This is a genomic window from Paraburkholderia susongensis (assembly GCF_900177725.1).
Taxonomy (GTDB): domain Bacteria; phylum Pseudomonadota; class Gammaproteobacteria; order Burkholderiales; family Burkholderiaceae; genus Paraburkholderia; species Paraburkholderia susongensis.
On record NZ_FXAT01000003.1, the window covers coordinates 835320 to 858488 of the forward strand.

At 63.5% G+C, this 23169-nt stretch carries 18 protein-coding genes; 5 read left to right on the forward strand and 13 right to left on the reverse strand.

Features of this window, described 5'->3' with window-relative positions; genetic code table 11:
* Positions 1 to 127: 127 nt before the first annotated feature.
* The 6 genes from B9Z01_RS12825 to B9Z01_RS12850 all read right to left on the reverse strand — a co-directional run bounded on the left by B9Z01_RS12825 (position 128) and on the right by B9Z01_RS12850 (position 6879).
* Positions 128 to 952, reverse strand: a complete 825-nt coding sequence (locus B9Z01_RS12825; protein WP_085483420.1) for an OmpW/AlkL family protein — start codon at positions 950 to 952, stop codon at positions 128 to 130.
* 190 nt (positions 953 to 1142) lie between these two features.
* Positions 1143 to 2393 carry a DUF2957 domain-containing protein gene (locus B9Z01_RS12830; RefSeq protein ID WP_085483422.1) on the reverse strand — a complete coding sequence of 417 codons (1251 nt, stop codon included), beginning with the start codon at positions 2391 to 2393 and terminating at the stop codon, positions 1143 to 1145.
* Positions 2394 to 2534: 141 nt separating this feature from the next.
* Positions 2535 to 3914, reverse strand: a complete 1380-nt coding sequence (locus B9Z01_RS12835) for a DUF2957 domain-containing protein (RefSeq protein ID WP_085483424.1) — start codon at positions 3912 to 3914, stop codon at positions 2535 to 2537.
* Between the two features lie 498 nt (positions 3915 to 4412).
* Entirely contained in the window at positions 4413 to 5360 is a 948-nt protein-coding gene (argC, locus tag B9Z01_RS12840) for an N-acetyl-gamma-glutamyl-phosphate reductase (RefSeq protein ID WP_085483426.1), read from the reverse strand.
* Positions 5361 to 5521: 161 nt separating this feature from the next.
* Entirely contained in the window at positions 5522 to 6094 is a 573-nt protein-coding gene (locus B9Z01_RS12845) for a flavodoxin family protein (protein ID WP_085483428.1), read from the reverse strand.
* A 182-nt stretch (positions 6095 to 6276) separates the two neighbouring features.
* Positions 6277 to 6879: a YbhB/YbcL family Raf kinase inhibitor-like protein gene (locus tag B9Z01_RS12850; protein ID WP_085483430.1), complete on the reverse strand. Its 603-nt coding sequence runs from the start codon at positions 6877 to 6879 to the stop codon at positions 6277 to 6279.
* A 263-nt stretch (positions 6880 to 7142) separates the two neighbouring features.
* On the opposite strand from B9Z01_RS12850, the gene B9Z01_RS12855 reads away from it, so the two are divergent.
* Positions 7143 to 7832 carry a response regulator gene (locus B9Z01_RS12855; RefSeq protein ID WP_085483431.1) on the forward strand — a complete coding sequence of 230 codons (690 nt, stop codon included), beginning with the start codon at positions 7143 to 7145 and terminating at the stop codon, positions 7830 to 7832.
* 112 nt (positions 7833 to 7944) lie between these two features.
* Here B9Z01_RS12855 and B9Z01_RS12860 read toward each other — a convergent pair whose 3' ends face one another.
* On the reverse strand, positions 7945 to 8631 hold the full coding sequence (locus tag B9Z01_RS12860; RefSeq protein WP_085483433.1) for an orotate phosphoribosyltransferase: 687 nt from the start codon (positions 8629 to 8631) through the stop codon (positions 7945 to 7947).
* A gap of 419 nt (positions 8632 to 9050) precedes the next feature.
* Here B9Z01_RS12860 and B9Z01_RS12870 point away from each other — a divergent pair, with 419 nt between their 5' ends.
* Both B9Z01_RS12870 and B9Z01_RS12875 read left to right on the forward strand, forming a co-directional pair.
* Positions 9051 to 10289, forward strand: a complete 1239-nt coding sequence (locus tag B9Z01_RS12870) for an MFS transporter (protein WP_085483435.1) — start codon at positions 9051 to 9053, stop codon at positions 10287 to 10289.
* 346 nt (positions 10290 to 10635) lie between these two features.
* Entirely contained in the window at positions 10636 to 12918 is a 2283-nt protein-coding gene (locus B9Z01_RS12875) for an NADP-dependent malic enzyme (RefSeq protein ID WP_085483437.1), read from the forward strand.
* A 277-nt stretch (positions 12919 to 13195) separates the two neighbouring features.
* On the opposite strand, the gene B9Z01_RS12880 is transcribed toward B9Z01_RS12875, so the two are convergent.
* Positions 13196 to 16795, reverse strand: a complete 3600-nt coding sequence (locus B9Z01_RS12880) for an indolepyruvate ferredoxin oxidoreductase family protein (protein ID WP_085483439.1) — start codon at positions 16793 to 16795, stop codon at positions 13196 to 13198.
* 377 nt (positions 16796 to 17172) lie between these two features.
* Between B9Z01_RS12880 and B9Z01_RS12885 the strand changes: the two genes are divergently transcribed.
* Positions 17173 to 17373, forward strand: a complete 201-nt coding sequence (locus tag B9Z01_RS12885) for a hypothetical protein (RefSeq protein WP_085483441.1) — start codon at positions 17173 to 17175, stop codon at positions 17371 to 17373.
* Between the two features lie 139 nt (positions 17374 to 17512).
* Here B9Z01_RS12885 and hppD read toward each other — a convergent pair whose 3' ends face one another.
* Positions 17513 to 18610 carry a 4-hydroxyphenylpyruvate dioxygenase gene (hppD, locus tag B9Z01_RS12890; protein ID WP_085483443.1) on the reverse strand — a complete coding sequence of 366 codons (1098 nt, stop codon included), beginning with the start codon at positions 18608 to 18610 and terminating at the stop codon, positions 17513 to 17515.
* Between the two features lie 222 nt (positions 18611 to 18832).
* Between hppD and B9Z01_RS12895 the strand changes: the two genes are divergently transcribed.
* Positions 18833 to 19330, forward strand: a complete 498-nt coding sequence (locus B9Z01_RS12895) for an Lrp/AsnC family transcriptional regulator (protein ID WP_085483445.1) — start codon at positions 18833 to 18835, stop codon at positions 19328 to 19330.
* Positions 19331 to 19449: 119 nt separating this feature from the next.
* Here the strand turns inward: B9Z01_RS12895 and B9Z01_RS12900 are convergent, their stop codons facing one another.
* From B9Z01_RS12900 to paaE, 4 genes are all read right to left on the reverse strand, one after another.
* The gene (locus tag B9Z01_RS12900; protein ID WP_085483447.1) at positions 19450 to 20118 is read right to left on the reverse strand and encodes a GNAT family N-acetyltransferase; all 669 of its coding nucleotides are present in this window, start codon (positions 20116 to 20118) and stop codon (positions 19450 to 19452) included.
* A gap of 311 nt (positions 20119 to 20429) precedes the next feature.
* Entirely contained in the window at positions 20430 to 21041 is a 612-nt protein-coding gene (locus tag B9Z01_RS12905) for a TetR/AcrR family transcriptional regulator (RefSeq protein ID WP_085483449.1), read from the reverse strand.
* A gap of 12 nt (positions 21042 to 21053) precedes the next feature.
* Positions 21054 to 21869 carry a DUF1835 domain-containing protein gene (locus B9Z01_RS12910; RefSeq protein ID WP_085483451.1) on the reverse strand — a complete coding sequence of 272 codons (816 nt, stop codon included), beginning with the start codon at positions 21867 to 21869 and terminating at the stop codon, positions 21054 to 21056.
* Between the two features lie 211 nt (positions 21870 to 22080).
* The gene (gene paaE / locus B9Z01_RS12915) at positions 22081 to 23169 is read right to left on the reverse strand and encodes a 1,2-phenylacetyl-CoA epoxidase subunit PaaE (protein ID WP_085483453.1); all 1089 of its coding nucleotides are present in this window, start codon (positions 23167 to 23169) and stop codon (positions 22081 to 22083) included.

Here is a 23169-nt window from a genome sequence, read left to right on the forward strand (position 1 = left end):
TTTGCCGGTGCAGCGAATCTGCGTCGCGTTTCCCCGTCATCCTCGATGAACCATAAAAAGCCGGTGGCCCCTTGTGTGGGCGCGCCGGCTTTGTCGTTTCTGGCGCCGGGTCGTGCCGGCGCCGAACTCAGAACTTGTATGAGAGCGCGACGAAGGAAATGATCGGGTTGGCGCTCAGATCCGCTTTCGACACCCCGAGCTCCGTGCCGTCCGCCGCCTTGATGATGACCGACGACGTCGTCTTCAGCGGAATATAGGTCACCGACGCGATGAGCCCCCAGTGATTGGTGATGTTGTACGCGAGCCCCGCGTTGAACACCGGCGCCCACGACGACGACGCCTTCGCCGACACCTGCGTCTGCCCCGGCTTGCCCGCGCCGGCCGCGAGCACGGCGCCGAGGTTGTTCTGCGTCGACTGCACGAAACCGTTGCTGAGCTGGATATCGGAGAACCAGTTGTACGACACGCCGATGCCGACGAACGGCCGCAGCTTCGCGGTCGGTTCGTTGAAGTAGTACTGGAACAGCAGCGCCGGGCTCCACTGACGCACGTTCTTCACGATCGGATTGGCCTGCGGATCGCCGAGATCCTGCTGGCCGAGCGCGCCGGCCGGCCCCGGCGGCTTGATCGTGCCGTGCCCGTAGATCTTGAACACCGGCGGCACGCCCGCGACCGTCGTCACCGCGATGTGGTCGGTCAGGTAATGACTGATCACGAGGCCGACCGTGTTGGCGCTGTTGGTCGACAGCCCCGTGCCCGCCGACGTGAACGCGTTCGGCAGACGCAGCGGCGTGTTGATCGGCGTGGGCGCGACGTGGGTCGTGAGCGGCGTGCTCGAATCCTGCGGCATCACGTGGAACCAGCCGAGCGCGACGACGTTGTCGCCGGCCTGCTGGGCATATGCGCTGGCCGACAGCAGCGTCGCCAGTATCGCGAGACCGAATTTTTTCATCTTGTTTCTCCTCTGGCGCCCGTGCGGCCTCACGTTTGCGACGAGTGGCGACGGGCGGCGGCGGGCGTCGGCCCGGCCGCTGCGATGGATGGTCGTGGAGCGCCGGCCGCCGCATTACGCGATGCCCGGCCGGACACGGCAGTCGGGATGCAGCGCCTCCAGACAGGACGGCGCTGCATGGCCGAGCCCATTACTGGACGAATGCGCCGATCGTGAAATACGGTGAGGCGGCGTTGGTCATATCGAGGTAGCCGAACACTCCGCCCGTGAAGATCATCTTTCCGGTCGGCGTCGTGCCCGTGGACGCGCCGACATGCGTGGTCGTCACGACGCCCGGCACCGTTTGCGCGAAGTCCAGATTCAACGCCGTCGCGAGCGAAGCCTGCGATGCGTTGAACGGATCGAGCAGGGTGGCCTCGGTGCCTTCGAGCGCGGTGGTGCGATAGTCGAACTGGCTATCCACGCCGATGTACTCGCCGTTCTGCGCGTTCACCGTCGTCGCGGTTTGCGGCGACAGGATCGAGATGCCCGATTCGTCATCGGCATAGGGGCCGAGTGCGCCGTTGACCGGAACGGTTGCGGACGGATTGGCCGCACCCGTGCGCACGAGGATCGGCACCACTTGACCGCGCAGCTTGCCGACGATCATGTAACCGCGCGCTGCCGGCGTCGTTGCGCTCGTCGGCTTCGCCTGGCCCAGGAAGTTGTTGGTCTGGAATGCGCCGCTGTTGTCGGCCGACGGCGCGAAGTTGGTCCCCGGCTGCTGGCACGTACCGGCGTGGACGCCGGTGTTGTCGCACTCGGTCCACGTGCCGTCGGCGTTGATCGTGATCTTCGAATCGACCGCGACCGGCGCGAAGTTCTGCGACGGCACCTGGTGATAGCCGACCTGGTTGTAGGTGCCGGCCACGTTCGCGAGATTCGTCTCGATCGACGAGAAGCCGATGAACGGGTAGTACGGGAACGTCGTGTCGGGCACCGCGCCTACGCCGAGCACGCCGCCAAAGGAGATTTCCGCGCCCGGGATCGTGCCGCCCGCGACGCCCTCGCCGACGAAAATCCGCGCGGGACGACTGGCATCGAGACTCGCGCCGTTCAGACGGAACGCGCACTGGTTGAGCTTGTTGGTCGGCAGCTGGGTTTCCTGAGTCAGCGTGCCGCTCACGGTCTGGCCCGCGCGCGTCGGGACGACGGTGCCGGTGGTGGCCGGAATCGGCGATTCGACGTAATTGATCTGCCACGTCATCTTCGTCGTATCGAGCTGCAGCTTGACGAGTTCGCCGTCGCCGCCGCCGCCCGTGAAGACTGTGTTGTAGTCGAGCGCGGCAGGACACAGACGGGTTTCGGTCACGGGCCCGTCGCCGCTCCCTCCTCCGCCGCCGCCGCACGCCCCCAGCAACGGTGCGCAAAGTGCGAGCACCGAAATGATTCTCCAATTCATACCGCCTCCCTGATGTTCTCGTTGTATGTGGCCGGCTCCATCATTCCGGCCACGTTCTGCCTGATATGTCGCGTGCCTGCCGCGGGTCCGCCGGGCGATTGCGCCCGGGTCTGCGGCCGCCGTTTTCCTTCAGCCCGGCCGCTATTTGCTGATCTGCGCGCCGATGCCGAAGTACGGCGCGCTCGGCGTATCCGGATTGGCCGAGGTCGACGTGATGCCGCCGTTTTCCGAGCCCTGGATCACGATCGCGTACAGTCCGCTCGATGCGATCGCGAGGCCCGTTTTGCCGTTCGAGTCCTGCACGTTGACGAGGCCGGGGCTCGTCGCGCCATAGCTCAGACCGACCGAGTCTTCCGCGGCGGACGTCGACGGGTTGAGGAAGGTGGCGGCCGCGCCCTGGACCAGCGTCGCGGTGTACTTGAAGTTCGAATCCGCGCCGACGTAGCCGCCGTCGAAACCACCCGAGGCGAGCGGCGTCGCCGCGGCGAGCATCGCGATGCCGGATTCGTCGTCGACTTTGGCGGCGAGCAGATTGCTCGTGTCGACATAGCCGGTGCGGACCACGAGCGGAATCGTCGCGCCGTTGAGCTGGCCGAGAATCATGTGCGCGGTGCCGTAGTTGCCGGTGCGGAACGGGTTGGTGGTGGCGCCGGTGCTCGGCACGATCTGCGGCGGGTTCGCGCTGTCGAAGTAGCCGTTGCTGTTGAGCGTCAGCGCTTTGCCGGTGGAGAGGCAACCCGTCGAACTCGACGACGTGCAGTTGCCGCTCGCGTCGAACGTTTCAATCGAATTCGTCGCGATGGTTTCGTAGTTCGCGGTTGGTGAGAGGTGGTACAGCAGCGCGTTGTAGGTGCCCGGCAGCTTCGTGATGTCGGTGGTCGTGCTCGCGAAGCCGAGGAACGGATAGAAGTCGAAGTGCCGCTTGTTGACCGCGCCGAGGGTTGTGACAATCAGGTTGACGCCCGCGTATTCGATCGTCGCGCCGGGAATGCCGCCACCCGCGACGCCCTTGCCGATCAGGATCATCGGCGGGTTCGGGTTGTTGACGAAGTCCGGCGTCGTGTAGGTCGTGCCATCCGACGCGGTGCCGGTGCCCGCGCCGAGAATGAACGCGCAGCGCGTCTGCTCGGCGGTCGGCAGCGTGCCGGTGGGCGGATGAATCACCGCGCCGGTGATCTGCGTGCCCTTGCGTGTCACGGAGACGCTTGCGCTCGTGAGCGGAATCGGCGACTCGAGCCACTTGAGCGTGTACGTCATCGCTGTCGCGTCGATGTTCAGCTGCACGATTTCGCCGCTGCCCGCGCCACCGAGGTAGGTGCTTTTGACGATGTCGGCGGTGTCGGGGCACAGCGTCGGCGTGCTTGCGCTTGGCGTCGGCGCACCCTGTGTGCCGCAGCTCGAGCCCGAGCATTGCGGGGCGTTGATGGGGGCCGGATCGTCGGCCTTGCCGCCTCCGCAAGCAATAAGAAATGGCGCTGTGGCAATAGCCATTGCCAGGCCGCGAGTGATGGCATGCGACATGCTGCTGTCTCCCTTCATGTAATTGTGCGGAGTAATTTTGCTGTGCGTTTAATGGCTGTCAATTGAATGAGCCGTCTAAAAAGGCCGATTCAAACAGCAAGAATTTCAGCGCACACGCACTGCACGGACACTTGCGGTCCTTTTAAACAGAAAAGGATTTTTCGCGCCGGACGCGGCATCGTTGCTTTGCCGCAGTCCCTTGTGGGGCAAGCATTGCGGCAAAAAGGCTCTATGATCCTGGCACGATCGTTCGCAAAAAATCCGGAGTTTCCCTATGCGGAAAACTATGCTCCATGGGTCGATTGCGGGAATGAATTACCGGTTTTCGATTAACAATCCGATTTTTATATTTCTGGTAATACGGGCTACTACTAATCAGGCTTTTCGCGCGAATTAAAATTCGCTGGTATTAAAAAAAGAAAAGCCGGTCTGTAAAGACCGGCTTTTCGATGGATTGCGGACGATTGACGGCGTGTCACCGTCCGCGGGGTGATTCGCTTAGCGTTTCAGGCCGCTGTCTTCGGCTGCGCCGATCGCGAGGTTCATGCACTGGATCGCCGCGCCCGAGGCGCCCTTGCCCAGGTTGTCCAGGCGCGCGACGGTCACGAAGCGCTCCTCGTTGCCGAACACGAACAGGTCGACGCGATTGGTGTCGTTGTTCGCCTGCACGTCGAAGAAGCCGCCGTCGAGATTCGCCTCGGCATTGAACGGCGCGACGTGCACGAAGGCTTCGCCCGCGTAGTACTCGGCGAAGAGCGCCTGCACATCCTGCGGCGTGGCCTTCTTCGCAAGCTGGCTCGGCGAGAAGTACGTGGTGACCGCGAGACCCTTGTAGAAATCGCCGACGATCGGCGTGAAGACCGGCGCCGACTTCAGGCCCGTATGCGCGGCCATTTCCGGCAGATGCTTGTGCGTGAGAGCGAGCGCGTACGGGCGCGGGCTCTTGAGTCTGTCGTTGCCGCCTGCTTCGTAGTCGGCAATCATCTTCTTGCCGCCGCCGCTGTAGCCGGTGATCGAATAGGCGTGCGCCGCGAACTCGGGCGCGACGACGCCGGCTTCGACGAGCGGACGCATAGCGAGCACGAAGGCCGACGCGTGGCAGCCCGGCACGGCGATGCGTTTGGCCGTGCGCAGACGTTCGCGCTGCGGGCGGGCCAGCTCGGGCAGGCCGTAGGCCCAGTCGGGCGACGTACGGAACGCGGTGCTCGCGTCGATCAGCACGGTGTGGTCGTTCGCGACGAGCGAAGCGGATTCGCGCGAGGCGACGTCGGGCAGGCACAGGAACGTGACGTCCGACGCATTGATGAGACGGCGGCGCTCGTCGAGGTCCTTGCGCTTCGCTTCTTCGATACGCAGGATTTCAACATCGGCGCGCTGCGACAGGTATTCAAAAATCTTCAGGCCGGTCGTGCCTTCCTGTCCGTCGACAAAAACTTTCGTGCTCATCTCTATCTCACTCGCTGGAAAACGGGGGCGCGACGCCGCGCCAGAACGCTATTTTAAGACCTCATCGCCGTGCACGTGCGGCGCAGCGCGAAAAAACGACGATGCGCGCGGAAAGTGACATCGGCGTGACCTGTTGCGTAGCGGATGCGAGCCGCTCGCTCCTATCCGCGTGCCGCGATCCAGCGTGCGGTGACGTCCGCGATGCGCACGCCGAATATCCGCGCCGTTTCGAGATCGCCTGGGGGCGGCGCTTCCTCGGGCGACGCGTCGGCCGCCGACTGCGTGAGCAGCCCCGTAAAGCCGCCGACATAGTTCAGATCGTTGCGGGTCGCCGCCCTGGTGTTCGACGGCATCATGCCGGTGCCCGCCCAGATCATGCCGTGCTGCATCGCCAGCGTGACGAGGTACTGGATCGTCGAGAACTTGTCGCCGTTCATGGTCGCCGAGTTGGTGAAGCCGGCCGCGATCTTGTCCTTCCACGCCTGGCTGAACCACGGTTTCGAACTCGCGTCGGCGAACTTCTTGAAGTCGGCCGACGGACCGCCCATGTAGGTCGGCGTGCCGAAGATCAGCGCGTCGGCGGCGGCCAGTTCGTCCCACGAGGCGTCGTCCATTTCGCCGACCGGCATGAGCGTCGCCTGCGCGCCGGCTTCGAGCGCGCCCGCGAGCACGGCTTGCGCGACTTTCTTCGTGTGGCCGTAGCCACTGTGATAAACGATGACGATCTTCGACATGCAGTGCTCCTTCAGCAGAGTGATCGGGTGAAGTGACGAGAGGCTGCGGCGCGACGATGTATGCGCGATGACGCGTGTGCAATGAAGCATGCGATTGGCGGGCGCGGCATGACGGACGGCATCGTCTCGCTCACGGATGCGAACGGAACAGGCGAAACAGCCGCGCCGAGCGACGCTGGTATCTAACGTCCGTAATTGACGACGAGCCGCGCGCTCCCGATCGCGGCCGTGCCGATCTCATGATCGAACATCAATGCGGGGCGTCCTTGCGCGAGCCGCAGATCGGCCGAGTTCAGCGCATACACGGTGATGATATAGCGATGCGGTTTGCCAGGCGGCGGACATGGGCCGCCATAGCCGTCGGTGTCGAAGTCGTTGCGCGCTTCGACCGCGCCGAGTTTCTTCAGGAAGCCGGAGGCACTGGCGTTCTCGGGCAGACTGTCGGCGCTGGCCGGAATGCCCGCGACCGCCCAGTGCCACCAGCCGCGCCCGGGCGCATCCTCGTCGAACATCGTGACCGCGAAGCCGCGCGTGCCGGCCGGCGCGTTGTGCCACGTCAATTGCGGCGAACGGTTCGCGCCTTTGCAGTCGTTCTGATCGAAAACCTGCGCGGCCTGGACGGTGCCGCCCGCGCGGACACTTGTGCTCGTCAGCGTGAATATTCCGTCGGCGCGCGCGCGGGGGCTATGCGCCGCGCACAGCGCGAGCCCGAGCGTTACGCAGATAAAGAGCGATTGACGCCACCAAGATGAAGCCAGCCAAACAACCAGGCAACGCGCGCGCATGTGCCGGTTCTCCTGTCAGGGCGCGAGGCGTGTGTCCTCGCAATGGTTGTTGTCCTTGATCGTGCCCCAAGGTCGAATCAAGTCTACTAACATTAGCTCTGCGATGCATTATTGTTCGCAGTCTGCCGAATTGGCTGATGGGAAATCAGATATAGTGCAGACAATTCTCGCGCGACCCTCACTGCGTTTTATCCGTTGAAGTAATCAGCATGGAAAGAGTGTTGGAAGTTATGGAGACCGGTTTATCTGTAGAAAGAGGCGCGATGCAAGGTTCACTCAGGGTCGTGTTTGCGGATGACCATCCGGTCATTCTGTTTGGTGCGGAACACGCGCTGCTTAAGTTTCCCGGTCTGCAGGTCGTGGGGAGCGCGCGGCAATCAACGGAACTCGTCAAGATTCTGCAAACCATCGCCTGCGACGTGCTCGTCACCGATCTTGCCATGCCGGGCGGCCAATATGGCGATGGCCTGCAACTGATCGGCTATTTACGCCGCAATTTTCCGGCGCTGCGAATCGTCGTGCTCACTATGCTCGAGAATGCCGCGCTGCTCAAACGGCTCGGCGAACTTGGCGTGACGGCGGTCGTCAACAAATCGGACGATCTGAGTCATATTGGGCACGCGGTACAGCATGTCAGCCGTAATCTCGCCTACACGAGTCCGTCAGTAAAAGCGGCGCTTGATGCATTACGAATAACTTCCGGCGGCAAGCGTGCTGAAGTGATGTTGTCGAGGCGCGAACTGGAGGTCGTGCGTCTGTTCGTTTCCGGCATGACGATCAAGGAAATTTCGGAGCTCCTGAGCCGCAGCATCAAGACGATCAGCACGCAGAAAAATACGGCGATGCGCAAGCTCGGTATCGATCGTGACTCCGAACTGTTCCAGTATGCGCAGAGCAATGGCCTGCTGAATCTGTCGTCGCATGTGTCCGACGACATTGCCGACGAGTCCTGACTTCGCGCAGGGTTTTGCCAGTAATCGGCGATGAACCAAAGAAAAGCCGCCTGTCTTTCGACAGGCGGCTTTTTCATTCATTGCGCATCAATCGCGGATTAACCGGCTGCGCTTATTGCGGCGCGGAGGTGGCGCCACCGTGCGCTGCCGACCATTCGGCCGGCGCGTGCAGGAATTTTTCCACTTCGTCGATCGTCTTCGTGTCGAAGTAGCTGTTTTCCTTCGCGACGCGCAGCACGTCCCACCACGTAGCGAGCGCGTGCAGATCGACGTCGATGTCTTTCAGCACCGAGACGCTTTCCTTGAAGATGTTGTAGTGGAACAGCACGAAGCAGTGGTTCACCGTCGCGCCGGCGGTGCGCAGCGCATTGATGAAGTTGATCTTGCTGCGGCTGTCCGTGGTCAGGTCTTCGACGAGCAGCACGCGTTGGCCTTCGGTCAGCAGACCTTCGATCTGCGCATTGCGGCCGAAACCCTTCGGCTTTTTGCGCACGTATTGCATCGGCACCATCAGGCGGTCGGAGAGCCATGCCGCGAACGGGATGCCGGCGGTCTCGCCGCCGGCGACCGCGTCGATCTGCTCATAGCCGACGTCGCGCAGGATCGTTGCCTCGGCCATTTCCATCAGACCGCGGCGCACGCGCGGATACGAGATCAGCTTGCGGCAGTCGATATAAACCGGGCTCGCCCAGCCGGACGTGAAAATATACGGTTTCTCCGCGTTGAAATGCACTGCTTGCACTTCGAGCAGCATTTTGGCGGTCGTGTCGGAGATCGTCTGGCGATCGAAGCCTGTCATGGGCGGATCCTTCGGAGTGAGCGGGGGAGAAGCGGGCGCGCGGCCCGGTGGCGCAGCAAGCGAGGTAGACCGCGCCATATCGGGCGGAATACGCGTCCGGCGAGTGGCGTGCCGCGTGAGTACGTACAGGCCGGTTTTTGCTGCGCGCGTGGGCGGCTATTTTACCTGAAATGGGTCTTTCCGAGGAGGGCGTCGTGCGCGGCGCGCGGCGTTCGCATGTCCGGCTGCATGTCCGACGGCCGCGCCGGACGGGCGTTGCGGGGCCTTCCCGGCGGTGCCGAGATCAGTGAGACCGGCGCACGCGGCTACCCGACGTCGGGCAAGCCGTCTTGTGACCAGCCCTGGCCGCCTTTACACTCACGCGACTTTCCCGGGCGCCGCCTCGCGCAGGCCGCCTTTTGACCTACGGAATGCTTTCAATGAACGCCGCTCCTCCCGCCTCCGCAACCGACACCCGCTCCACAGCAAAACAAGGCTATGCGGGCCGCGCGCTGCTTGCCTCGGTGCTCGGCTACGCGATGGACGGCTTCGATCTGCTGATCCTCGGCTTCATGCTGCCGGTGATCGCCGTCGATCTGCATCTGAGCTCGGCACAGGCGGGCGCGCTCGTGACATGGACGCTGATCGGCGCGGTCGCCGGCGGCGTGATCTTCGGCGTGCTGAGCGACTATTTCGGACGCGTGCGCATGCTCACGTGGACGATCTTGATCTTCGCCGTCTTCACCGGTCTATGCGCGCTTGCGCAAGGCTACACGGATCTGCTGATCTACCGGACCATCGCCGGGATCGGTCTGGGCGGTGAGTTCGGCATCGGCATGACACTCGTGGCCGAAGCGTGGCCGGCGTCGCAGCGGGCGCGGGTGTCGTCGTATGTCGGGCTCGGCTGGCAGCTCGGCGTGCTCGCCGCCGCGTTGCTGACGCCGTTGCTGCTGCCGGTGATTGGCTGGCGCGGCATGTTCGCGCTTGGACTGCTGCCCGCGGTCGTATCGTTTTTCGTACGCCGCCGCGTCGAGGAGCCCGCGCTTTTCAACGAGCGCGTCGCGCGCGGCATGCGCAAGCTGCCGCTGAAACTGCTGGTCGCCGATGGCCGCACGACGCGCGCGAGCATCGGTGTCGCGATTCTCTGCTCGGTGCAGAACTTCGGGTATTACGGCCTGATGATCTGGCTGCCGAGCTATCTGTCGAAGACCTTCGGCTATTCGCTGACTAAATCCGGACTGTGGACCGCGGCGACGATTCTCGGCATGGCGGCCGGCATCTGGCTGTTCGGCATCGCCGCGGACCGCTTCGGCCGCAAGCCGACGTTCCTGTTCTATCAGGCGGGTGCGGTGGTGATGGTCTTCGTGTATGCGCAGCTCACCACGCCGGTCGCGCTGCTGATCGGCGGCGCGGCAATGGGCGTATTCGTGAACGGGATGATCGGCGGCTACGGCGCGCTGATTTCCGAGCTTTATCCGACCGAGGCGCGCGCTACCGCGCAGAACGTGCTGTTCAATGCGGGCCGCGCGGTGGGCGGTTTCGGACCGGTCGTGGTGGGCGCGCTGGCGGCGCGCTATTCGTTCGGCGCCGCGCTTGCGCTGCTTGCGTCGATCTATCTGCTCGACATCTTCGCGACGCTGTTTCTGATTCCCGAGCGGCGCGGCGTGGAACTCGAATGAGCGGCGAAGCAGCGACGAACGAACGCTGAACGAGCGCTGACGGCCTGAGCAAGGCATGGGCACTGCGGCATAAGAAATACTGTGTATATGTGGCGTCGCAGCATTTTCGAGCCCATGTTTCGCTAATGGTGAGTCCTGTTAACCACTCAGTGCATCGACGCATCCGGGGTGTACACTAACCGACCCGCGAAGCACTCCGCATCGTCCTGTCCTTCGTCGAGGTAAGCCATTGCGCCCAACCGGCGCGTGCGAAAACCGCCTCGGTCGACTATCCGTCCGACAGATGCAAGCGACGCCGACGTTGTGGTGCGCCGGGCCCAATTACTTACGTCTCGCAGGCCTAGAAATGGACGAACAACTCAAGCAAAGCGCTCTCGCATATCACCAGAATCCGAAACCCGGCAAGATTTCGGTGACGCCCACCAAGCCGCTGTCGAACCAGCTCGACCTGTCGCTCGCGTATTCGCCGGGCGTCGCGGCAGCCTGCATGGCGATCTACGACACGCCGCTCGACGCGCAGAAGTACACGTCGCGCGGCAACCTGGTCGGCGTGATCACGAACGGCACGGCGGTGCTCGGCCTCGGCAACATCGGCCCGCTCGCCGCGAAGCCGGTGATGGAAGGCAAGGGCTGTCTCTTCAAGAAGTTCGCGGGCATCGACGTGTTCGACATCGAGCTCTCCGAGTCCGATCCGGACAAGCTCGTCGAAGCGATCGCGATGCTCGAGCCGACGCTGGGCGGTATCAACCTCGAAGACATCAAGGCGCCCGAGTGCTTCTACATCGAGAAGAAGCTGCGTGAGCGCATGAAGATTCCGGTCTTCCACGACGATCAGCACGGCACCGCGATCATCGCGTCGGCGGCGATCCTCAACGGCCTGAAAGTGGTCGGCAAGAAGCTCGACGAAGTGAAGCTCGTCTGTTCGGGCGCGGGCGCGGCGGCCATCGCGTGTCTGGATCTGCTCGTCAATCTCGGCCTGTCGAAGAAGAACATTCTCGTCACCGACTCGAAGGGCGTGATCTACGAAGGCCGCGGCAACCTCGATGCGTCGAAGGAGCGCTACGCGGTCAATACCGACGCGCGCACGCTCGCCGATGCGATCCGCGGCGCCGACGTGTTCCTCGGCTGCTCGAGCGCCGGCGTGCTCAAGCCGGAGATGGTCGCCGAAATGGGCACCCAGCCGCTGATTCTCGCGCTCGCGAACCCCGAGCCGGAAATCCGCCCGGAAGAAGCGCGCAAGGTGCGCCCGGACTGCATCATCGCGACGGGCCGTTCGGACTACCCGAACCAGGTCAACAACGTTCTGTGCTTCCCGTTCATCTTCCGCGGCGCGCTCGACGTCGGCGCGACCACGATCACGGAAGAAATGAAGCTCGCCTGCGTGCGCGCGATCGCCGAGCTGGCCGAGGAAACCGACCAGGGCGATGAAGTCGCGAAGGCTTATGAGGGCCACTCGCTCGAATTCGGTCCGGAATACCTGATTCCGAAGCCGTTCGATCCGCGCCTCATCATCAAGATCGCGCCGGCCGTCGCGCAGGCGGCGATGGATTCGGGCGTCGCGACCCGTCCGATCAAGGACATGGACGCGTACCGCGAAGAACTCAGCACCACCGTGTATCGCTCCGGCATGGTGATGCGTCCGGTGTTCGCGGCGGCGAAGTCGGAGCCGGCTCGCATCGTGTTCGCGGAAGGCGAAGACGAGCGCGTGCTGCGTGCCGCGCAATTCGTGCTGCTCGAAAAGATCGCCAAGCCGATTCTGGTCGGCCGTCCGTCGGTGATCGAGATGCGTCTGAAGAAGATGGGCTCGAAGCTGAAGTGCGGCGAGGACTTCGAGATCGTCGATCCGGAAGACGATCCGCGTTATCAGAAGTGCTGGCAGGCGTATCACGAACTCGGCGCGCGCGAAGGCGTGACGCCCGACGTCGCGAAGGCCGCGATGCGCAAGTTCAACACGCTGATCGGCGCGATCCTCGTGCGTCTCGGCGAAGCCGACGGCATGATCTGCGGGATGATCGGCCAGTACCACACCCACCTGGACTTGATCGACCAGGTGCTCGGCAAGGCGGACGACGTGCAGAACTTCGCCGCGATGAACCTGCTGATGCTGCCGGGCCGCAACCTGTTCATCTGCGACACGTACGTGAACGAAGTCCCGACCGCTGAGCAGCTCGCCGACATGACGATGCTCGCCGCGAGCGAAATCGAGAAGTTCGGCATCACGCCGAAGGTCGCGCTGCTGTCGAATTCGAACTTCGGCAGCGCGCCGTCGTCGTCGTCGCAACGCATGGCCGCGGCGCGCAAGCTGATCGCCGAGCGTGCGCCGTCGCTGGAAATCGACGGTGAAATGCACGGCGACGCGGCGCTCTCGGAGACGATCCGCAAGGCTGCGTTCCCGGGCACGACGCTCGCCGGCGAAGCGAACCTGCTGATCATGCCGAACGTCGAAGCGGCGAACATCGCGTACAACCTGCTGAAGGTGGTCGGCGGCGAAGGCGTGACGGTCGGGCCGTTCCTGCTCGGCGCGAAGAAGCCCGTGCATATCCTGACGCCGGCCGCGACCGTGCGCCGGATCATCAATATGACGGCGGTGGCTTCGGCGAACGCGCGCAAGCCGGTGAACGCAAAGTGATGCCGAGGTAGTGCCGCAGTAATGCGCATGGCGCAAGGTTGACGCGGGCGCGGTTGCTGTAACGCGTGCGCGCCGACCGCGGCTTGTGCAAAACGCCACGGAATTCCGGTTCCGTGGCGTTTTTTGTGGGCGTAAAAAAGGCGGCGGTCCGTGAGGACCGCCGCCTTTTCCAATGGCCAAAGCTTGATTGCAAAGCTCCGCTCGCCAGGCGCGGCGCCGATTCAATCCATCAAATCGGCTGCGCGTTCAAACCGGGCTCAAACACCCCACGCGCTCATCACGCCGCGTGCTGCGTTTTTCCAGCATTGGGCGAACGCCAACGCGCAAGCAATTCGTTCCACCTGATACGCACGCCCTTCAGGTTGTTCTCCTTCACGTGACCATAACCGCGGATGCCGTCCGGCAGATTCGCGAGTTCGACCGCGAGCTCACGCTTCTGCACAGTCAGCGCGCCGATCAGCTCACGCACGAGCGCCTCGTATTCGCCGATCAGCGCGCGCTCGGTGCGGCGCTCCTCGGTCTTGCCGAATACGTCGAGCGCGGTGCCGCGCAGGAACTTGAACTTCGCGAGCATGTGCATCGCGCGGAACATCCACGGGCCGTACTTCTTCTTCATGAGATGGCCCTGCGCGTCTTTCTTCGATAGCGTCGGCGGCGCGAGATGAAGATGCAGCTTCCAGTCGCCTTCGAACGTCGCGTTCAGCTTTTCGATGAACGCCGGGTCGCTGTACAGACGCGCGACCTCGTACTCGTCCTTGTACGCCATCAGCTTGTGCAGATTCTTCGCGACCGCTTCGGTGAGCGGCAACTGGCCGTCGGCGGAATCGAGCGCTTCCTCGGCCGCCCGCACCTGCGATACCAGCGCGCGATAGCGCTGCGCATACGAGCGGTTCTGCCACGCGGTGAGGTAGTCGGCGCGCTTGTCGATCAGCGTGTCGAGCGCCTTCGGCGTATGCAGCGCGATGATCTTGCCGCTCGCGCTGTCGGCCGCCTCGCCGCGTCCCTGTGTTTGCGCGATCTTGCGCACTTCGGCCAGATCGTGCGCGGCGCGGCGGCCCCACTCGAAGGCCGCGCGGTTCTTCTCGACCTGCACGTCGTTCAGCTCGATCGCGCGAATCAGCGACTGATACGTGAGCGGCACCCAGCCGCGCTGCCACGCGTAACCGAGCACGAACGGATTCGTGTAGATCGCGTCGCCGAGCAGCGCGACCGCGAAGTGATTCGCATCGACGGTCGCGACGTGGTCGTCGCCGGCGGCGGCGCGCACGTCGGCTTCGGTGCTGCTGCCGGGGAAGCGCCAGTTCGGGTTCTTGATGAGTTCGGCAGTCGGCGTGTGTGCGCTATTCAGCACGACGCGCGTGTGGCCCGCCTGCATGCGCGACACGCATTCGTCGCTCGCGGTCACGATCGCATCGCAGCCGATCACGAGGCTCGCTTCGCCCATCGCGATGCGGGTCGCGTGGATGTCGGCAGGCTGGTTCGCGATCTGCACGTGGCTCATTACGGCGCCGCCTTTCTGCGCGAGGCCGGTCACGTCGAGCACGGTGACGCCCTTGTTCTCGAGATGCGCGGCCATGCCGAGCAGCGCGCCGATCGTGACGACGCCCGTGCCGCCAACGCCCGTCACGAGCACGCCGTACGGACGCGCGATAGCCGGTAGTTCCGGCTCCGGTACCGGCGGCATCGCGTCGGCGCCGGCGCCCGAGGCCGCCTTCGGCTTGCGCAACTGACCGCCCTCAACGGAGACGAAGCTCGGGCAGAAGCCGTTCACGCACGAGAAGTCCTTGTTGCAGGTCGACTGATTGATCTGGCGCTTGGTGCCGTACTCGGTGTCGAGCGGCTCGACCGACAGGCAGTTCGACTTCACCGAGCAATCGCCGCAGCCTTCGCAGACCGCCTCGTTGATGACGACACGCCGCGCCGGGTCCGGATAGGCGCCGCGCTTTCTGCGGCGGCGCTTCTCGGTTGCGCAGGTCTGGTCGTAGATCAGGATCGTGGTGCCGGGAATTTCGCGCAACTGGCGCTGCACGTCGTCGAGCTGGTCGCGATGATGAATGTCGATGCCGGGCGCGAGGCCGACGTTCGCCGCGTACTTCTCCGGCTCGTCGGTGACGATGACGATTTTTGCCGCGCCCTCCGCAGCGAGCTGATGCGTGATCTGCGGCACGGTCAGCACGCCGTCGACCGGCTGGCCGCCCGTCATCGCGACCGCGTCGTTGTAGAGCAGCTTGTAGGTGATGTTCGCTTTCGACGCGATCGCCGCGCGAATCGCGAGCAACCCCGAGTGAAAGTAGGTGCCGTCGCCGAGATTGGCGAACACGTGCTTGTCGTTCGTGAACGGCGCCTGGCCGATCCACGCGACGCCTTCGCCGCCCATCTGGCTGAACGTGCTGGTGCTGCGGTCCATCCAGACCGTCATGTAATGGCAGCCGATGCCGGCCATCGCGCGCGAACCTTCCGGCACGTTGGTCGACGTGTTGTGCGGGCAGCCCGAGCAGAACCACGGCTTGCGCTCGACTTCGACGCGCGGGCGCGCAAGCGCCTTTTCCTTCGCCTCGATCACCGCGATGCGCGCGGCGATGCGCGCGCGCACGTCCGAGGGCAGATCGAACTTGTCGAGCCGCGTGGCGATCGCCTTCGCGATGATCGCGGGCGAGAGCTCGTAATGCGCCGGCAGCAGCCAGTTACCCATCGGCACCGACCATTCGCCGCCCGCGCCGTCCTTTTCGTCGAACTTGCCGAACACGCGCGGGCGCTGCGCGTCGGGCCAGTTGTACAGCTCTTCCTTGATCGCGTATTCGAGGATCTGGCGCTTTTCCTCGACCACGAGAATTTCGTCGAGGCCGCGCGCGAAGGCCTGCGCGCCTTGCGCTTCGAGCGGCCACACGCAGCCGACCTTGTACAGGCGGATGCCGATGCGCGAGCAGGTTTCGTCGTCGAGACCGAGGTCGGTCAGCGCCTGGCGCACGTCGAGATAGGCCTTGCCGCCGGTCATGATGCCGAAGCGCGCATGCGGCGAATCGATTTCGACGCGGTCGAGCTTGTTCGCGCGCACGTAGGCGAGGCCGGCGTACCACTTGTAGTCGAGCAGACGCGCTTCCTGCACGAGCGGCGGATCGGGCCAGCGGATGTTCAGGCCGCCGTCGGGCATCAGGAAGTCTTCCGGCAGGATGATGTTCGTGCGGTGCGGGTCGATATCGACCGACGCCGACGATTCGACCACGTCGGTCACGCACTTCATCGCGACCCACAGGCCCGAGTAGCGGCTCATCGCCCAGCCGTGCAGGCCGAAGTCGAGATATTCCTGCACGTTCGACGGAAACAGCACCGGCAGGCCGCACGCCTTGAAGATGTGTTCGGACTGGTGCGCGAGTGTCGAGGATTTGGCCGCGTGGTCGTCGCCGGCGAGCACGAGGACGCCGCCGTGGCGCGACGAGCCGGCCGAGTTGCCGTGCTTGAACACGTCGCCGGAACGGTCGACGCCGGGGCCCTTGCCGTACCACATCGAGAACACGCCGTCGTATTTGGCGCTTGGATACAGATTGACCTGCTGCGAGCCCCACACGGCGGTGGCGGCGAGATCTTCGTTGACGCCGGGCTGGAACACGACCTGGTGGGCGGCGAGGTGCTGCTTGGCCTTCCACAGCGACAGATCGAGTCCGCCGAGCGGCGAGCCGCGGTAACCGGAGATGAAGCCGGCGGTGTTGAGGCCGGCGGCGCGGTCGCGTTCCTGCTGCAGCATCGGCAGACGCACCAGCGCCTGGATGCCGCTCATGTACGCGCGGCCGCGTTCGAGGGTGTATTTGTCGTCGAGCGTGACGGAAGACAACGCGGCTTCGAGCGAGGCTCGCTGACCTGCGTCTAGCGGGGCATTCATTATGTGTACTCCTCCACTCAGCTTGGGATCACCAAAACTTTTCTGGGCCCCGGCATCTTGTGAATGCTGGGGCCGGGCCCGCCATATTGACGGGTTTTAAGCGATGGTAGCACTGGTGAAAACCCGCCGCAGTGGCTCGAAAATTGCTGCGATGCAGCTCGCGTTCGGGACGGATCGCCGCACGTTGCGAGGAGTTTCCATGCATTTGCCCTCCAATTCCCTTGTATTGCGATTTCGCCTGTAACAAGCTGTAAAACCTACAAAATCGCGGAACCGTAGTGAAAATTACTGTCTAATCCGCGACCTGCGTGCAATGTCTGTAACGCTTCGCATTCGGTGGAGCTTCATGACAGCAGGGCAGTCAGAAAGGAGTACGCATGAACACTAGAAACATCCAGACTTTCCTCATGGTCTCGGCCGCCTTTTTTGCGATGAGCGCACCGGTGCGTTCGAACCCGGGCAGCACCGGAGCGCTATCGAACGCGATCAGCCGCACCGCGCAAGTCGCGCCGGCAAGGCTGGCGACGAGCCAGACCTCGCGTTCCGTCAGGACGGACGAGGATCCGCAGAATTCGTGATGCACCGCGTTTCGCGGGGTGTCTTTCGACAACCGGCCGCAGCTCCGATGAGGGCGGCGGCGTAAGCAAATAAAAAGGGCGAGGATCCTACGATCCTCGCCCTTTTTTCATGGCTGAACGCGCTGGCTGCGCGAGGCCATCAGGTCTTGTCTTGCACCACGCCGCGGCGAATCTGATCGAGTTCGATCGATTCGAACAGCGCCTTGAAGTTGCCCTCGCCGAAGCCCTGGTTGCCTTTGCGCTGGATGATCTCGAAGAAGATCGGGCCGATCTGGTTTTCGGTAAAAATTTGCAGCAGCAGATCGTTTGGCGCGCCGTCGATCAGAATCTTGCGCTTGCGCAGTTCGTCAAGCGGCTCGCCGTGGCCGGGCACGCGGCGATCGACGAGTTCGTAGTAGGTGTCGATCGTGTCGAGCAGCGAGATGTTCGAAGCGCGCAAACCGTCCACGGTGCGGTAGATGTCGCCGCTGCCGAGCGCGATGTGCTGAATCCCTTCGCCGTGGTACGCGTCCAGATATTCCTGGATCTGGCCGGCGGTGTCCGAACCTTCCTCGTTGATCGGAATACGGATCTTGCCGCACGGCGAGGTCATCGCCTTCGACTTCACGCCCGTCACCTTGCCTTCGATATCGAAGTAACGCACTTCGCGGAAGTTGAACAGGCGCTCGTAGAACTCCGCCCATTCCTGCATGCGGCCACGATGCACGTTGTGCGTGAGGTGATCGATATAGGTCAGGCCGTGGCCGACCGGATTCGGGTTCGCGCCCGGAATCGGCTCGAAGTCGACGTCGTAGATGTCGATGTCGCCGATGCTATTCGGCGCCGCGCCGTTCTTGCCGCGCCAGCGGTCGACGAAATAGATCAGCGAATCGCCGATGCCCTTGATCGCCGGAATATTCAGCTCCATCGGGCCAGTCTTGTTGTCGAAGCCCCATGCGCCTTTCTCGAGCGCCTGGCTGTAGGCCTTCGCGGCGTCCTGAACGCGAAATGCGATCGCGCAGATCGACGGGCCGTGCTGGCGCGCGAAGCGCTGGGCGAACGAATGCTTTTCCGCGTTGACGATGAAGTTGATGTCGCCCTGACGATACAGCGTCACGTCCTTGTGACGATGCCGCGCGACGGCGGTGAAGCCCATCTGCTCGAACAGCTTGCCGAGCGCTTTCGGGTCGGGCGCGGTGTATTCGATGAATTCGAAGCCGTCGGTGCCGACGGGGTTTTCCCAAGTTGAAACCTGCATTGTCTGTCTCCTTGTCGATCGGAGTTGGCGCTTTAGTGCTTACTCCGATCCCATGCAAGATGGTTGCCGAGGTGCGCTGGCGGTCAGCGCGGGACGGCCGGCTGATTGCGACCGGATGACGCAAGTGTAGGATTGTCCGAGGGGCGAAAACTTGCGAATTTAATCGTACATGGCTACGCTTGAGCCAGTTTATGACTCACTTGGAAGGATACGCAGCATAAAATGGCTAACTCCGAAATAGATGCGATCGACCGGCGTATTCTCGCCATCCTTCAGGAGAATGGCCGGCTGTCGAATCAGGAAATTGCGGAGCGGATCAATCTGTCGCCGAGTCCGTGCCTGCGGCGCATTCGCCGGCTCGAGGAAAGCGGTGTGATTCGCGGCTATGTCGCGCTGCTCGACGCGCAGCGGCTGGGGCTCGACCTGCTCGCGTATGTCAGCGTGCGACTCGAGAAGGGCGGCGGCCGCGCGTTCAGTCCGCACGGCGAGGCTACGCACGCCGATCTGTTCGGTGCGGCCGTGCAGACCTGGCCCGAAGTGGTTGCCTGCCACGCGATGACTGGCGAGATGGACTATCTACTGCGCGTCCAGGTGGAGGACATGGCGCACTTTTCGCGCTTTGTGCAGGATCAGCTGCTGAGGCATCCGTCGGTGATCGACGTGAAGTCGAGCTTCTCGCTCGAGAAGATCAAGGAAACGACTGCGTTGCCGATTTTATGAAGGCGCACTGTGAGTGTTGCCAGCATCCAATGCCAGCGGCGTGAGGGACGCGACGTTCACGCAGGTAGAAAAAAGGGCGACCTTGCGGCCGCCCCTCTCTCATTTCCCCGTAGCGATTATTAGGCAGCGGCAGCCGCCGGCATGAACGACTCGAATAGTCGCGATGCCTGGCGCGCCTGGCGCTTGAGTGCGTAGTCGAACACGGCGGCCTGTTCCTGCAGCATCTCGGTGAGGATGCTCGACTGGTCCGCCGGCGGCAGCGTCAGATAGGCGTCGGCTTCGCCGTACGCGTATTCGATCTTCATGCCAGCCTTTTTCGCGATGTGCATCATCGTCGAATTGCGCGACAGGCAGTGAATGTACAGCATTGTGACGCGCGTGTTGCGACTGCGGATGGCGGCGCGCTCGAACAGCTTCGTGCCGATCCCTTGGCCGCGTGCGCTTTCGAGCACCGACACGCCGAATTCGGCGGTGCGCTTGTCGCCTTCGGCCGGCAGGTAGGCCAGGTGGCCGACGCCGGTGAGTTCGAGCTTGCTGTTGAAGACGCCGAACACGGTGTCGCGGGTGAAGTCGATGGTGCGCACGTAGTTTTCGATCACGCGGTTCGGCACGACCTGGCCGAAACGCAGCAGGCGGTCGTCTTCTCCGAGCTCGAGGAAGTGGGCGAGCAGGCGGTCACGGTCGACCGCTGTGAGTTCGCGGACCAGAACGGGCGCACGTCCGTCAGACAACGACAGACGATCGTGCGCGACGATCGGCTCGGCGGTGCGGGGTGTCAGCATATTCATGGTCGGGTTCTCCTTTTGATCAAGCGGCGTGGTGCACCGCAAAATCGATTCTAACGGAAACCCGACACGATCACTAGGGAAAACCCGTATCAAAACTTGAAGTGAATACCTGGAATGCTCGTGTTCTATTTTTAAGTAATTGATTTATATGAAAAATTCAAAATTGAACGAGCGTTCGTGACAAGATGCCACATGCATGAGGCTTGCGTATTCGGTGGCTTTGGGTGTTGTTGCTTTGCGTCATGCGGAAGTGCTTCCCGCAGCCTGGGTTCGCTGTCGAACCTGCTGATCTGCTGGCTCGAACCGCCACCTCACTTCGGCCGAGCCGAGCCAAAACCGTGCTCGAGCACGTCCACCACCTGCTCGGCGAACTCGCTGTAGCCCATCCGTCCGTCCGGCTTGAGCCACGTGAATGTCCAGTTGATCATGCCGAACACCATCATCGTCAGCGCGGTCTGGTTGTCGCGGGTCGCGCGCTCGGGGTAAGCGCGCGCGAGCTGGCGCGCGAAGGCCGCGACCACGTCGCGCTGGCGGTTCAGAATGATTTCGCGCTGGTTGTCGACCAGATACTTCACGTCGTTCAGCAGTGCGACGTGCCGGCTGTGCGACGTCTCGTACTCGGACAGGAATGCGCGGATCAGCTCGGCGAAGGTTTCCCGCTCGCTCAGTCCGCGCCGCTGGCTCGAGCCTTCCACCTCGGCGATGATCAGCATCAGCCGCTTCGTGTAGCGATCCAGCAGGTCGAACAGGATCGCTTCCTTGCTCGCGTAGTAGTGATAGAGGCGCGCCTTCGACGTGCCGCTCGCCGCGGCCAGATCGGCCATCGAGGTGCTCGGATAGCTGGTCTGCGCAAATTTCGCGGCGGCCAGTTCGAGAATCTGCTCGCGTTGGGATTCGTGGTCGGGTGCTCGGGTGCGGGCCATAGAGTGGTCGGTTTATCGATGTGAGCAGGGGATGAGCGCCGCGCACAACTCGAGCGAGCGCCATGCGTTCGCGTCGCCGCGCAAGCGGATACGCCGCCTTGCCGCCAGTTCGCGCATACGCCACAGCACGATGCTGTCGCTGACGAGGAACCAGAGTTCAGCGACCATCACTTCGGCGGCGACCCGCGCGGTGGGCTGCCAGTCTTCGGTGACGCGCTCGAGGATCAGCGCGTCCAGCTCGGCGAAACTGCTGCTCGTGAACGTGTTGTCGCGCCAGCGCCGCGTTTCGCCGTTCGCGTGCTTGACTTCCTGCCATTCGAGCGCGAGCCGGCTGATGCGCAGCACGGAAATCGGCGCTGCGTCCGGCAGACGCGCCTGCAGCACGTCCGGCGCGAACATGCCGACCGACGTCGCGCGGTCCTTGCGGGTGTGCGCCCACGCAAGCGGATCGGTGAGATCGGCAATCGACAGACGCACCTCGTTCAAACGCTGCGGACTATTGCGCAGGTAATAGCAGACGCGCCGCAGCATCAACTGGTCGGAGGCGCTTTCGCCATGCCAGACCACGAGATTCGCGGTTCCGTTCGCGATGCTGTTCAGCGCCGCCGCCTGATCGCGGAATTCCCGCAGGAAATCGCGCCGCGTGTCCGCGCTGACGCGCTCCCAGAAGTCGGCGCGCACGGTCGGACCGTCGTCGACGCCGCGCAACGGGCCGACGGCCAGATCGTCCCGCAGCGCTTGTACGCGGTCGTCGCGGCCTGCCTGAGCAAGCGCGGTGCGCAGTGATTCGGCGGCGACGTCGCCGTTGGTGAAGTGAATCGTGCTCATTGGCAATGGCTTGCTGTGACGCTCGCGGCTGTGACAAAAAGGGGCCGCTCATCGACCGGAACCGATGTCCCCGTCGATGAGCGGCCCCTAGTGTAAGCGGATCGCGAAACGGCTGAAAGCGCTATGGCTGTCGGGCAGACACTGCGCTGCGTGAAAGCCGCCATGTCGTCGAATCCGGGGCAAGCCACGATCAAGCCGGGCTTACCCGGAATCAGCGCTCGTCGTAGCTCACCACCACGCGCTCGCTCAGCGGATGGCACTGGCAGGTCAGCACGAAACCGTCGCGGATCTCGTGCTCTTCGAGCGTGTAGTTCTTCTCCATCTTCACTTCACCTTCGAGCACCTTCGCGCGACAGGTGCAGCAAACGCCGCCCTTGCAGGCATAAGGCAGCGCGAGGCCGGCGCGCAGGCCGACGTCGAGCACGCTCACGCCCTGATACGGCAGGCGCAGCTTGCGCCGTTTGCCGTCGAGCACGATTTCGAGGTCGGCGGCCGGCGTGTCTTCGGTGATCTCGACGGGCGGCACGCCTGCCTGCGGCAGCGGTGTCCCGAAGCGCTCCACGTGCACCTTCCCCTGCGGGACGCCAGCCGCTTTCAACGCGGCTTCGGCGGCGTCCATCATCGGCGCGGGACCGCAGATGAACGCTTCGTCGATCGCGTCGGCCGGCAGCAAATGCTCGATAAAGGCCGCGCACTTTTCCTGATCGAGCACGCCGTTGAACAGCTCGACGTCCTGCAGATCGTCGGACAGCACGTGATACAGCACGAAGCGGTTCATGAAGCGGTTCTTCAGATCTTCGAGTTCTTCCGCGAACATGACCTGATCGACGCTGCGATTGCCGTACACGAGCGTGAACGTGCTGCGCGGCTCGATTTCGAGCGTCGTCTTGATGATCGCGAGCACCGGCGTGATGCCAGAGCCGCCCGAGAACGCGAGGTACTGCTTGCCTTGCTGGGCGTTCAGATGAGTGAAGAAGCGGCCGTCCGGCGTCATCACCTCGATCGTGTGGCCGGGCTGCAGCGTGTCGAACGCGAAGTTCGAGAAGCGCCCGCCGCGTACGCGCTTGATGCCGATGCGCAATTCGCCGTCGCGGTCGTAATCGGTGACGCCGACGCAGATCGAATACGAGCGGCGCGTTTCCTCGCCGTCGATATGCGTCTTCAGCGTGACGAACTGGCCCTGCGTGAAGCGATACTGGTCGCGCAGTTCGACCGGGACTTCGAAGGCGACCGAGACCGCGTCGGCGGTTTCGGGGCGCACTTCGCGGATACGCAGCGGGTGAAATTGCGGGGTGGCCAT

Excerpts from the sequence above, each read along its gene's own strand:
- B9Z01_RS12835 (WP_085483424.1), bottom strand. The coding sequence starts at position 3,914 with ATGTCGCATGCCATCACTCGCGGCCTGGCAATGGCTATTGCCACAGCG.
- B9Z01_RS12880 (WP_085483439.1), bottom strand. The coding sequence starts at position 16,795 with ATGAATGCCCCGCTAGACGCAGGTCAGCGAGCCTCGCTCGAAGCCGCG.
- hppD (WP_085483443.1), bottom strand. The coding sequence starts at position 18,610 with ATGCAGGTTTCAACTTGGGAAAACCCCGTCGGCACCGACGGCTTCGAA.
- B9Z01_RS12830 (WP_085483422.1), bottom strand. The coding sequence starts at position 2,393 with ATGAATTGGAGAATCATTTCGGTGCTCGCACTTTGCGCACCGTTGCTG.
- B9Z01_RS12900 (WP_085483447.1), bottom strand. The coding sequence starts at position 20,118 with ATGAATATGCTGACACCCCGCACCGCCGAGCCGATCGTCGCGCACGAT.
- B9Z01_RS12825 (WP_085483420.1), bottom strand. The coding sequence starts at position 952 with ATGAAAAAATTCGGTCTCGCGATACTGGCGACGCTGCTGTCGGCCAGC.
- B9Z01_RS12845 (WP_085483428.1), bottom strand. The coding sequence starts at position 6,094 with ATGTCGAAGATCGTCATCGTTTATCACAGTGGCTACGGCCACACGAAG.
- B9Z01_RS12910 (WP_085483451.1), bottom strand. The coding sequence starts at position 21,869 with ATGAGCACGATTCACTTCACCAACGGCGACGTCGCCGCCGAATCACTG.
- paaE (WP_085483453.1), bottom strand. The coding sequence starts at position 23,169 with ATGGCCACCCCGCAATTTCACCCGCTGCGTATCCGCGAAGTGCGCCCC.
- argC (WP_085483426.1), bottom strand. The coding sequence starts at position 5,360 with ATGAGCACGAAAGTTTTTGTCGACGGACAGGAAGGCACGACCGGCCTG.
- B9Z01_RS12875 (WP_085483437.1), top strand. The coding sequence starts at position 10,636 with ATGGACGAACAACTCAAGCAAAGCGCTCTCGCATATCACCAGAATCCG.
- B9Z01_RS12895 (WP_085483445.1), top strand. The coding sequence starts at position 18,833 with ATGGCTAACTCCGAAATAGATGCGATCGACCGGCGTATTCTCGCCATC.
- B9Z01_RS12870 (WP_085483435.1), top strand. The coding sequence starts at position 9,051 with ATGAACGCCGCTCCTCCCGCCTCCGCAACCGACACCCGCTCCACAGCA.
- B9Z01_RS12905 (WP_085483449.1), bottom strand. The coding sequence starts at position 21,041 with ATGGCCCGCACCCGAGCACCCGACCACGAATCCCAACGCGAGCAGATT.
- B9Z01_RS12885 (WP_085483441.1), top strand. The coding sequence starts at position 17,173 with ATGAACACTAGAAACATCCAGACTTTCCTCATGGTCTCGGCCGCCTTT.
- B9Z01_RS12850 (WP_085483430.1), bottom strand. The coding sequence starts at position 6,879 with ATGCGCGCGCGTTGCCTGGTTGTTTGGCTGGCTTCATCTTGGTGGCGT.
- B9Z01_RS12860 (WP_085483433.1), bottom strand. The coding sequence starts at position 8,631 with ATGACAGGCTTCGATCGCCAGACGATCTCCGACACGACCGCCAAAATG.
- B9Z01_RS12855 (WP_085483431.1), top strand. The coding sequence starts at position 7,143 with ATGCAAGGTTCACTCAGGGTCGTGTTTGCGGATGACCATCCGGTCATT.